Source organism: Frigoribacterium sp. RIT-PI-h (assembly GCF_001297205.1).
Taxonomy (GTDB): domain Bacteria; phylum Actinomycetota; class Actinomycetes; order Actinomycetales; family Microbacteriaceae; genus Frigoribacterium.
This window is the reverse complement of the sequence record NZ_LHOZ01000132.1, coordinates 1-11,330: the sequence shown is the minus strand read 5'-3', so window position 1 is coordinate 11,330 and position 11,330 is coordinate 1. Positions and strand designations below refer to the sequence as shown.

At 68.5% G+C, this 11,330-nt stretch carries 9 protein-coding genes; 6 read left to right on the top strand and 3 right to left on the bottom strand.

The window, feature by feature from the left end; genetic code table 11:
- The first annotated feature begins 307 nt into the window (after positions 1 to 307).
- The 4 genes from AEQ27_RS16140 to AEQ27_RS16125 all read left to right on the top strand — a co-directional run bounded on the left by AEQ27_RS16140 (position 308) and on the right by AEQ27_RS16125 (position 5,706).
- Positions 308 to 1,930 carry an ABC transporter substrate-binding protein gene (locus tag AEQ27_RS16140; protein ID WP_054147595.1) on the top strand — a complete coding sequence of 541 codons (1,623 nt, stop codon included), beginning with the start codon at positions 308 to 310 and terminating at the stop codon, positions 1,928 to 1,930.
- A 149-nt stretch (positions 1,931 to 2,079) separates the two neighbouring features.
- Entirely contained in the window at positions 2,080 to 3,009 is a 930-nt protein-coding gene (locus tag AEQ27_RS16135) for an ABC transporter permease (protein ID WP_043595472.1), read from the top strand.
- Positions 2,999 to 3,952 carry an ABC transporter permease gene (locus AEQ27_RS16130; protein WP_043595470.1) on the top strand — a complete coding sequence of 318 codons (954 nt, stop codon included), beginning with the start codon at positions 2,999 to 3,001 and terminating at the stop codon, positions 3,950 to 3,952. Before AEQ27_RS16135 ends, AEQ27_RS16130 begins: the two co-directional genes overlap by 11 nt.
- Positions 3,949 to 5,706 carry an ABC transporter ATP-binding protein gene (locus AEQ27_RS16125; RefSeq protein ID WP_054147594.1) on the top strand — a complete coding sequence of 586 codons (1,758 nt, stop codon included), beginning with the start codon at positions 3,949 to 3,951 and terminating at the stop codon, positions 5,704 to 5,706. The genes AEQ27_RS16130 and AEQ27_RS16125 overlap by 4 nt, the downstream gene beginning before the upstream one ends.
- Before the next feature lie 70 nt (positions 5,707 to 5,776).
- Here the strand turns inward: AEQ27_RS16125 and AEQ27_RS16120 are convergent, their stop codons facing one another.
- Positions 5,777 to 6,004, bottom strand: a complete 228-nt coding sequence (locus AEQ27_RS16120; protein WP_054147593.1) for a hypothetical protein — start codon at positions 6,002 to 6,004, stop codon at positions 5,777 to 5,779.
- Between the two features lie 212 nt (positions 6,005 to 6,216).
- Between AEQ27_RS16120 and typA the strand changes: the two genes are divergently transcribed.
- Entirely contained in the window at positions 6,217 to 8,127 is a 1,911-nt protein-coding gene (gene typA, locus AEQ27_RS16115) for a translational GTPase TypA (protein ID WP_054147592.1), read from the top strand.
- 121 nt (positions 8,128 to 8,248) lie between these two features.
- Complete coding sequence (locus tag AEQ27_RS16110) at positions 8,249 to 8,764, top strand: hypothetical protein (RefSeq protein WP_152970428.1); 516 nt, start codon at positions 8,249 to 8,251, stop codon at positions 8,762 to 8,764.
- Positions 8,765 to 8,818: 54 nt separating this feature from the next.
- Here AEQ27_RS16110 and efeB read toward each other — a convergent pair whose 3' ends face one another.
- Positions 8,819 to 10,108 carry an iron uptake transporter deferrochelatase/peroxidase subunit gene (gene efeB, locus AEQ27_RS16105; RefSeq protein ID WP_054147596.1) on the bottom strand — a complete coding sequence of 430 codons (1,290 nt, stop codon included), beginning with the start codon at positions 10,106 to 10,108 and terminating at the stop codon, positions 8,819 to 8,821.
- A complete protein-coding gene (efeO, locus tag AEQ27_RS16100; RefSeq protein ID WP_054147591.1) occupies positions 10,105 to 11,301 on the bottom strand; it encodes an iron uptake system protein EfeO in 1,197 nt (398 codons plus the stop codon). Before efeO ends, efeB begins: the two co-directional genes overlap by 4 nt.
- Between the last annotated feature and the right edge of the window lie 29 nt (positions 11,302 to 11,330).

Here is an 11,330-nt window from a genome sequence, read left to right as displayed (position 1 = left end):
GGTCGTGGGGGCGGCTCACGGGGGTGATCGTACGGGACCGGCGTGGGTGGGCCGACCCGCGCCTCCAGCGGTGGCGGAGAACAATACCTGCCAGGTGGCGGATTTCTCGCAGCCGATTCATGCGAACTTCAGGCCCTATACGCAACGAACTGGGCGTCGACGCAATGATCCCGCGAGTTGGTTTCCGTCGTGTAACCGTTGACGTCGGGGTTTGGTGATGCCCGAACAGGGTGCCTAGGCTCACACCATCCAACGCGGCACGGCCCCTGGGCACAGTGCTGCGTCCTTTCCCGCATCAGGAGGAACATTGAAGAAGACGCGCATGGGCCTGTCGGCCGTCGCCGTCGTGGGGACGGCAGCACTCGTCCTCACCGGTTGCGCCAGCGGCAGCGGGGACGACGACTCGTCGTCCGGTGACGCTACCGCGATCATCAAGACGAACGGCACCGAGCCCGAGAACCCGCTCGTCCCGTCGAACACGACCGAGACCGGTGGTGGCCGCATCGTCACCTCGATCTTCGCCGGTCTCGTCAGCTACAACGCCGACGGCACCACCAAGAACGAGGTCGCCGACAGCATCGAGAGCGACGACGCCACCGTGTGGACCGTCACGCTCAAGGACGGCTGGAAGTTCACCGACGGCACCGACGTCACGAGCGAGTCGTTCACCAAGGCCTGGAACTGGGCGGCCAGCTTCGACAACGTCGCGAACTCGTCCGGCAGCTCGTTCTTCGAGAACTTCAAGGGCTACAGCGACACCGCGCAGAGCGACCTCGACCTCACCGTCGAAAGCCCGACCGTGTTCACGGTCACGCTCAACACCCCCGAGGCCGACTTCCCCCTGCGTCTCGGCTACTCGGCCTACTCGCCGCTGCCCGAGTCGTTCTACGCCGACCCCGCCGCCTTCGGCGAGAACCCGGTCGGCAACGGTCCGTACATGCTCGACGGTGAAGGCGCCTGGACGCACAACCAGGGCATCAAGCTGAAGACGAACCCCGACTACGACGGCAACCGCAAGCCGAAGAACGGCGGGCTCGACATCAACTTCTACACCTCGCTCGACTCGGCCTACGCCGACGTGCAGGGTGGCAACCTCGACGTGCTCGACCAGATCGGCCCGGCGGCGTTCCAGACGTACCAGAGCGACTTCCCCGACACGAACGTCAACCAGCCCGCCGCGGTCTTCCAGGGCATGACGATCCCGCAGTACCTGGCGCACTTCGGCGACGACGAAGAAGGCAACCTGCGTCGTCAGGCCATCTCGATGTCCATCAACCGCGACGACGTCACGAAGGTCATCTTCCAGGGCACGCGGACGCCGGCCAAGGACTTCACCTCGCCCGTCATCCCCGGTTACACCGACAAGCTCGAGGGTGAGAGCGTCCTCTCGTTCGACGCCGACAAGGCCAAGGACCTCTGGGACCAGGCCGACGCGATCTCGCCCTACGGCGACACCACCTTCACCATCGGCTACAACTCCGACGGTGGACACCAGGAGTGGGTGGACGCGGTCACCGCGAACATCTCCAAGACGCTGGGCATCAAGGCCGAGGGCAAGCCCTACCCGACCTTCGCCGAGTTCCGCACCGACGCCTCGGGTGGTGCCATGACCGGCGCCTTCCGTTCGGGCTGGCAGGCCGACTACCCGTCGCTGTACAACTTCCTGTACCCGACGATGGCCACCGACGGCAGCTCGAACGACGGCAAGTACTCGAACCCCGAGTTCGACGACCTGCTCGCCGAGGGCAGCGCGGCGAGCGACGTCGACGACGCGAACGCCTCGTACCAGAAGGCCCAGGAGGTCCTGCTCAAGGACCTGCCGATCATCCCGCTCTGGTACGCGAACGTCAACGGCGTCTGGGCCGACACGGTGAGCAACGTCGAGTACGGCTGGGACTCCGTGCCGATCTACGAGAACATCACCAAGTAACCAAGTAAGGTCGTCGCTCACGCGCTCGACCGACGCTCGACGGGGTCCGGGCAGTGTTCGCACTGTCCGGGCCCCTTCGGCGGGCCCACCCACCCCTCCCTCCACACGATTGCGATAACGATGCACGCGCAGACGTCCGAGGAAGCCTGATGCTCTGGTACACCGGACGCAGGCTCCTCCAACTGATCCCCGTCTTCTTCGGGGCGACGTTCCTCATCTACTTCATGGTCTTCGCGCTGCCCGGTGACCCCGTGGCAGCGCTGTTCGGTGACAAGACCCCGTCGCCGGCCGTCATCGAGGCCATCCGCGCCGAGTACAACCTCGACCAGCCGTTCATCGTGCAGTACCTGCTGTACATCGGCGGCCTGTTCACCGGCGATCTCGGCACGACCTTCTCCGGTCGTCCCGTGGTCGACGAGCTGATCCGCGCGTTCCCCATCACGTTCCGACTCGCGATGCTCGCCCTGCTCTTCGAGGCCGTCGCCGGCATCGTCGTCGGTCTGATCGCGGGCCTCCGCAAGGGCAAGCTCTTCGACACGAGCGCCCTCGTCGTCAGCCTGCTGCTCATCTCGGTGCCGACGTTCGTCATCGGCTTCCTGCTGCAGTACGTCTTCGGCATCCAACTCGGCCTGTTCCGCACGACGGTCAGCTCGCAGGCTCCGTGGGACGAACTGGTGTTGCCCGCCATCGTGCTCGCCTCGGTGTCGTTCGCTTACATCGTCCGGCTCACCCGCGCCTCCGTGTCCGAGAACTCCAGCGCCGACTTCGTGCGCACCGCGTCGGCCAAGGGGCTCACCCGTGGCCGCGTCGTCACGGTGCACATCCTGCGCAACTCGCTCGTTCCCGTGGTCACCTACCTCGGCGTCGACATCGGTTCGCTGATGGTCGGTGCCATCGTCACCGAGGGAATCTTCAACATCCAGGGCGTCGGCGGCACCGTCTACCGGGCGATCACGCTCGGCGAAGGCCCCACCGTCGTCTCGTTCGTCGCCGTGATGGTGATCATCTTCATGATCGCCAACCTCCTCGTCGACCTGCTGTACGCCCTTCTCGACCCGAGGATCCGCTATGCCAAGTAACGACTCGTCGGCGTTGTCCGCCGACCACTTCGTCGCCGATCTCGACGAGACGCCCGTCAAGGCCGTCGACGCGATCGACGAGTCCGAGAAACCCCGCAGCAGCTGGAACGACGCGTGGGACGCCATGAAGCGTCGCCCGACGTTCTGGATCGCGGCGTTCCTCATCGTCGTCGTCATCGTGGTGGCGCTCTTCCCCGGGCTGTTCACCAGCGTCTCGCCGACGGCTGCCGACCTGCCCCGGAGCAACGAGGGCCCGTCGGCCGGCCACCTGCTCGGTTTCACGTTCCAGGGCACCGACGTGTTCGCCCGCATCGTCTGGGGCACGCGTGCCTCACTCACCGTCGGTCTGATCGCGACGATCATCGTCACGGTCGTCGGCATCGTGATCGGCTCGCTGGCCGGCTTCTACGGTGGATGGCTCGACGCGGTCGTCTCGCGCATCGGCGACATCTTCTTCGCGATCCCCACCGTCCTCGGTGCCATCGTGCTGATGTCGATCCTGCCGACGCGGACGCCCCTCACCGTGGCCCTCGTGCTGTCGGTCTTCGCCTGGCCGCAGATCGCGCGCGTCATGCGCGGTTCGGTCCTCAGTGCCCGTGCGGCCGACTACGTCACGGCCTCGGCTGCGCTCGGGGTGTCCCGCTTCCGCATCCTGGTCCGGCACGTCGTGCCGAATGCCATCACCCCGGTCATCGTCGTGGCGACCGTCTCGCTCGGCACGTTCATCGTGGCCGAGGCGACGCTGTCGTTCCTCGGCATCGGGTTGCCGCCGAGCACCATGTCCTGGGGCAACGACATCAACGCGGCGCGCAACTCTCTCCGTGTCGCGCCGATGCCCCTCTTCTGGCCCGCCGCGGCGCTGTCCGTGACGGTGCTGTCGTTCCTCCTCATGGGCGACGTCGTGCGCGACGCCCTCGACCCGAAGGCGAGGGCACGTCGATGACCGACACCTCCACCCGACCCGAGACGGCGGGCACCGCTTCGTCGTCGACGCCCCTGCTCGAGATCAAGGGCCTCAAGATCGGCTTCAAGACGCAGGCCGGGTACGTCGACGCCGTGCGCGGGGTCGACCTCACGATCCGTCAGGGCGAGAGCCTGGCGATCGTGGGCGAGTCCGGCTCGGGCAAGTCGACGACCGCCACGTCGATCATCGACCTGCTGCCCGGCACCGGCGAGGTCACGGGCGGCCAGATCCTCTTCGAGGGCAAGGACCTCACGAAGGTCACTGCTTCCGAGATGCAGGCCATCCGCGGTCGTGACATCGGCTACGTGCCGCAAGACCCCATGTCGAACCTCAACCCCGTGTGGAGCATCGGCTTCCAGGTCGAGGAGGCCATCCGGGCGAACGGTGTCGCGACCGGCAAGCAGGCCGTGCGCCAGCGAGCCGTCGACGTCCTGAAAGAGGCCGGACTCGCCGACGCGGGCGACCGTCTCAAGCAGTTCCCGCACCAGTTCTCGGGCGGCATGCGGCAGCGTGTGCTGATCGGCATCGGCCTGTCGTCGCGGCCCAAGCTCCTGATCGCCGACGAGCCCACCTCGGCCCTCGACGTCACGGTCCAGCGCCGCATCCTCGACCACCTCGAGACCCTGACCCGCGACTACGGCACCTCGGTGCTCTTCATCACGCACGATCTCGGTCTCGCCGCCGAGCGGGCCGAGAAGCTCGTCGTCATGTACAAGGGTCGCGTCGTCGAGTCGGGGCCGTCGAAAGAGATCCTCGCCAACCCGCAGCACCCGTACACGCAGCGGCTGGTCGCGGCCGCGCCGTCGCTCGCCAGCCAGCGCATCCAGTCGAGCATCGCGCCCACGCACTCCCACGGGCTCGAGATCTCCGACGAGGGGGCCGACGACGCCGAACTCATCGCTCGCGCCCGTCAGCGCGAGGAGGCCGGGAAGAAGGACTCCGAGTACATCTCGGTGGCGAACCTGTCGAAGGTCTACAAGATCCGCCAGGGTGGCTTCAAGACGACCGACCTGCGGGCCGTCGACGACGTGTCGTTCTCGATCCCGCGGGGCACGACGATGGCGCTCGTGGGGGAGTCCGGCTCGGGCAAGTCGACCGTCGCCAAGCTCGTGCTCCAGCTCGAGTCGATCACGTCGGGCACCGTGTCCGTCGGTGGTCAAAGCGTCGGAGCGCTGAAGGGCCGAGACCTCTTCGACTTCCGACGTCGGGTCCAGCCGGTCTTCCAGGACCCCTACGGTTCGCTCGACCCGATGTACAGCGTGGGCAACACGATCGCCGAGCCGCTCGTCACGCACGGCATCGGCGACCGCTCCAGTCGTCAGGCCCGCGTCCGAGAGTTGCTCGACCAGGTGTCCCTGCCCGCGTCGACGGTCAACCGGTACCCGAACGAGCTCTCCGGTGGTCAGCGTCAGCGCATCGCCGTGGCCCGGGCGCTCGCGCTCAAGCCCGACGTCATCGTCCTCGACGAGGCGGTCTCGGCCCTGGACGTCCTCGTCCAGGGGCAGATCCTCGACCTGCTCACCGACCTGCAGACCGAACTCGGGCTGACCTACCTCTTCATCACGCACGACCTCGCCGTCGTCCGCCTCATCGCGGACAACGTCAGCGTCATGCAGAAGGGTCGCGTCGTCGAGGCGGGCACGACCGACGACATCTTCGCGAACCCGGCCCAGCAGTACACGCGTGAACTGCTCGAAGCGATCCCGGGCGCGAACTTCGAGTTCGGCCGCTGAGCCGTTCCGTGACCACGAAGGGCCCCGCCGGACGGCGGGGCCCTTCGTGGTCGCGGAACGTCGGTCGGCGTCAGGCGCTGTAGGTGAAGTTCCAGGTCTTGGAGCCCGAGTAGTACGTGCAGGCCGACGTGATCGTGAGTCCGGTCTGACGGTACGTCTTGGCCCCGGCGTTGCAGGCGTTCAGGGACGAGTAACCGGGTGAGGTGCTGGCGACCGCCGCTTGTGCCGCAGCAGGAGCGGCGACGGTTCCGGCGATCAAGCCGAGCCCCAACAACACGGATGCGATGCGCTTCTTCATGGTGTCCTCCGTTCGGTGGGCGAGTGGCCCAGGACTTCACGCTCCCACCGGGACGAAAAGGTGACAAGCGGTCATGTGGGGGACCGGAAGCGTCCCCCTCGCCCTCGGGAAAGCCATGACGGAGGGGTCCCTTTACCACGTGCCGTAGACTGTCTTCGCCGGGCTCTGACCCGACCACTTCCCCCCTCTCTCTTCTCGTAAGGAACACATCCATGGCGACTGCCATCCGCAGCGACCTGCGCAACGTGGCGATCGTGGCCCACGTCGACCACGGCAAGACGACCCTCGTCGACGCCATGCTCAAGCAGACCAACTCCTTCGACGCGCACTTCGACACCGAAGACCGCATGATGGACTCGAACGAGCTCGAGCGCGAAAAGGGCATCACGATCCTCGCGAAGAACACCGCGGTGCTCTACAACGGCGAGCACGCGACCGACGGCCCGATCACCATCAACGTGATCGACACCCCCGGCCACGCCGACTTCGGCGGCGAGGTCGAGCGCGGCCTGTCGATGGTCGACGGCGTGGTGTTGCTCGTCGACGCGTCCGAGGGCCCCCTGCCCCAGACGCGCTTCGTGCTGCGCAAGGCCCTCGCGGCCAAGCTGCCTGTCATCCTGCTGGTCAACAAGACCGACCGCCCCGACGCGCGCATCGACGAGGTCGTCGCCGAGTCGCAAGACCTGCTGCTCGGCCTCGCCAGCGACCTGAGCGAAGAGGTCGACGACCTCGACCTCGACGCCATCCTCAACGTGCCCGTCGTCTACGCCTCGGGCCGCAACGGCGCCGCGTCGACGAACAAGCCCGCCGACGGCTCGCTGCCCGACAACGACGACCTCGAGCCGCTCTTCGACGCGATCCTCACGCACGTGCCCGCGCCGACCTACGACGACGAGCACCCCCTGCAGGCGCACGTGACCAACCTCGACGCCTCGCCGTTCCTCGGTCGCCTCGCCTTGCTGCGCGTCTTCCACGGCACGCTGAAGAAGGGCCAGACGGTCGCCTGGGTCAAGGCCGACGGTTCGGTCGTCAACGCCCGCATCACCGAGCTGCTGACCACCAAGGCGCTCGCCCGCCACCCCGCCGAGAGCGCGGGCCCCGGTGACATCGTCGCCGTCGCCGGCTTCGACACCATCACCATCGGCGAGACGCTGTCCGACCCCGACGACGTGCGGCCGCTGCCGACCATCACGGTCGACGACCCCGCCATCTCGATGACCATCGGCACGAACACCTCGCCGCTCATCGGCAAGGTCAAGGGCCACAAGCTCACCGCCCGCATGGTCAAGGACCGCCTCGACCGCGAGCTGATCGGTAACGTCAGCCTCAAGGTCGTCGACATCGGACGCCCCGACGCGTGGGAGGTCCAGGGTCGTGGCGAGCTCGCCCTGGCCATCCTCGTCGAGCAGATGCGCCGCGAGGGCTTCGAGCTCACCGTCGGCAAGCCCCAGGTCGTCACCCGTCGCGACGAGAACGGCAAGCTCCAAGAGCCGTTCGAGCACATGACCATCGACGTGCCCGACGAGTACCTCGGTGCCATCACGCAGCTGATGGCCGCCCGCAAGGGCCGCATGGAGAACATGGCGAACCACGGCTCGGGCTGGGTGCGCATGGAGTTCATCGTCCCCTCGCGCGGCCTGATCGGCTTCCGCACGCAGTTCCTCACCGACACGCGCGGCACCGGCATCGCCAACGGCATCAGTCACGGCTACGGCCCCTGGGCCGGCGAGATCTCGACCCGCACCAACGGTTCGATCATCGCCGACCGCTCGGGTGTCGTCACCCCCTTCGCGATCATCAACCTGCAAGAGCGCATGTCGTTCTTCGTACAGCCGACCGAAGAGGTCTACGAGGGCATGGTCGTGGGCGAGAACTCGCGCGCCGACGACATGGACGTCAACATCACCAAAGAGAAGAAGCTGACTAACATGCGTCAGTCGACGGCCGACAACTTCGAGTCGATGACGCCCTCCAAGGTGCTGTCGCTCGAGGAGTCCCTCGAGTTCGCCGGTGACGACGAATGCGTCGAGGTCCCCCCCGACGCCATCCGCATCCGCAAGGTCGAGCTCGACGCGTCGGCCCGCCAGCGCAGCACCGCTCGCCTCAAGAAGCAGAACGCGTAAGCACCACCGCAGCACCGCACCACCCGCCGAGGAGGCGGTCCGCATCACCGCGGACCGCCTCCTTCGTGCATGGTCGGCACGTTCTGCGCCCGCCCCCAGCGACCACGGCTAACCTCACCGGGTGCTGATCCAGAAGACGACCCTCGCCCGTTCCGCCGCCACGCTCGCGCTGGCGGTCGGCCTCGTGTCCGGTCTCACCGCCTGCGGTGAGGGCTCGCCCGTCGACAACATCGTGGGCGGCGCGGTCGACAGCGGCATCGAGAACCTCAAGGGCACCGCGCAGAAGGCCGTCGAGGACGCCGCCGGCGAGGCACTGAACGGTGCCGGCATCACGACCGACGGCACCCTGCCCGCGAGCTTCCCGGCCGAGGTGCCGCTCGTCCCCGGGACGACCCGTGGTGGGGGAGCGGGTCCCGACGGCACCGGATGGGTCGCCCAGATCACCGTCTCGGGCGCCGACCAGTTCGCCGTCGCCCAGCAGCAGCTCGAGGCCGCCGGCTTCGCGGCCTCGGGGGTCGACACCGACGCCGAGAGCGGCTTCGGCACCTTCACCGGCGCCGCGTACCGCGTCGTGCTCACCGTCTCGACCGACAGCGAGGGTCAGGCGATCGCCACGTACGTCGTCACGTCCGTCTGACCCCTGCGGGTGGGTCCCTCGGCCTCGGCGCGTCCCGAGCCGTCGGGTACCGCGTCAGCCGAAGAGCGTCTCGCCGACCCAGCCGCCCTCCGACGCTCCCGGCGGCACGGCGTAGATCGCCGAGCCGACGTGCTTGACGTACTCGTTCATCCGGTCGTTCCTCGAGAGCGCCTGCTGGATCGGCACGTACTGCCGCCGTGGGTCGCGGTTGAACGCGATGAAGAACAGCCCGGCGTTCAGGCGGCCCAGTTCGTCGTTGCCGTCGACGAAGTTGTAGCCGCGGCGCAGCAGCGTGGCCCCGTCGTTGTTCTGCGGGTGCGCCAGGGCGACGTGCGAGTCGGGCGCGATGGCCGGACCGCCACCGGTCGAGGCGGCGGCGGCGAAGTCGGGCGCCGTGAACTCGGTCCCGCCCGAGAGCGGGGCCCCCTCACCCTTGTCGCGGCCCACGACCGCCTGCTGCTCGGCCAGGGAGGCGTGGTCCCAGGTCTCGATCGTCATGCGGATCTTGCGCGCGACCAGGTACGAGCCGCCGTCCATCCATCCCGCGCCGTCGGACGCGGTCGCCCAGACGCCGTCGTCCACCGCGGCGACGTCCTCGGCCTTCACGTTGGCCGTGCCGTCCTTGAAGCCGAAGAGGTTGCGAGGCGTGGTCTGGCCGCGGGTGGTCGACGAGGTCCTACCGAAGCCCAGCTGGGACCACCGCAAGGAGGCGCGGCCGAAGGCGATCCGCGAGAGGTTGCGGATCGCGTGCACCGCGACCTGGGGGTCGTCGCTGCACGCCTGGATGCAGAGGTCGCCGCCGCTCGCGGCCGCCACGAGCTGGTCGCCCGAGAAGTGCGGCAGGTCGACGAGGGCCGGAGGCCGCTTCGAGGCGAGCGCGAAGCGGTCGGTGCCGTCGGCGGTGGTGAACAGGGTCGGCCCGAAGCCGATCGTGACCGTGAGTCCGGCGGCGGGCAGACCCGTGGCCTCGCCCGTGTCGTCCGGCGGTGCCAGGAGGCTGCCGCCCGTGGCACCCGTCGGGCTGACGTCGAGGCCTGCCGTGAGTCTCGACGCCGCGTGGCTCCAGTCCTTCAGCAGCTCGACGAGGTCGGCGCGGGAGAGGCCGTCCGCGACGTCGAACGAGGCGAAGTGCAGGCGGTCCTGCGCGGCGGTGACGATGCCCGACCGGTGTCGACCGAAGAACGGGGACGGCGCCGAGGCCCCGGGCGGCCCGCCGGCGTGCGCCTGAACGGCGCGGTCGGTGCCGACGCCGACCCCGAGACCCAGGACGCCGGCCCCGACGCCCGTGCCAACGAGCCCCAGCAGACCGCGGCGCGAGAGGCCGCCTCCGTCCGTCACCGTCAGGCGACCAGCGCCGAGGTCAGCTTGCTCAGCGGCTCGCTGAGCGCGTTGACGGCGTCCGACAGCTTCTTCTTGTCGGCGTCGGTCAGGTCGGTGTACGAGGGGTAGCCCGAGTCGAGGCTGCCGTAGCCGGCGAGCAGCGTCTCGACCTTCGTCAGCTGCGTGTCGATCGAGGTGGCCAGGTCGGGGTCCTTCTGGTCGACGATGTCGCGCACGCCGTCGAACGCCACCCGGGCGCCCTCGAGGTTGCCCTGGAAGTCGTAGAGGTCGGTGTGCGACCAGATCTCCTCCTCGCCGGTGATCTTGCCGGTGGCCACCTCGTCCATCAGGCCGACCGCGCCGTTGGCGATCGTGTCGATGCCGACGGTGAAGTCGCTCGCCGTGACCTCGTCGTAGAGGTCCTTCGTGTCGGTCGTCAGCAGGTCGGCGTAGTGCGTGCGTTCGTCGGCCGTCAGGGGGACGTACGCCGCGCCTCCGTCGTCTGCCGCCGAAGGCTGCCAGAGGTCCTTCTCGATGCGGTGCCAGCCGGTCCACTCGGTGCCGGGCTCGACGTCGGCCTCGCGGAAGTCGATCTTCGGGTCGAGGTCGCCGAAGGACTCGGCCACGGGCTCGATGCGCTCGTAGTGCGCCCGCGCGGAGCGGTAGAGCGATCGCGCCTTCTCGTCGTCGTCGGCGGTGTACGCGGCGAGGAACTCGTCGGTGGCCGTGACGAGCTGCCCGGTCTGGTCCTTGACGTAGCCGACGTAGGCCGTCGCCGCGGCGTCGATCTGCTGCTTCTCGGTGCCCGTGGCCTCGACGGCCGTGCCCGAGTCGGTCACCGTGAAGGAGGCGCGCACACCTTCTCCGACGAGCCCCGGCACGCAGGCGGTCCAGTAGTCGCCGGCCGGCACCGAGACCGTCATCGAGCCCGTGGTGCCGGGGCCGATGTTCTCCTTCTCGCTGATGATGCGGAGGCCGTCGTCGGCGAGCAGCTCGAACTCGCTGTTGTCGCTGCCGGTGTTCGTCATGGTGAACGTGACGGGGCCGCTCGGCACCGAGGTCGTCGACAGCGAGCACGAGTCGTCGGAGCCGTCGACGGTCACGGCGGTGGCCGCGGAGGAGCCGGCGGGGGCGTTCGCGACGCACCCGGTCAGGGCCAGTGCGAGCGCGGCGACGCCCGAGGCGACGGCGAGGGGGCGGAGGGGGCTGGCGGTCATCGGGATGCTCCTGCGGTGCGGGGGGACGG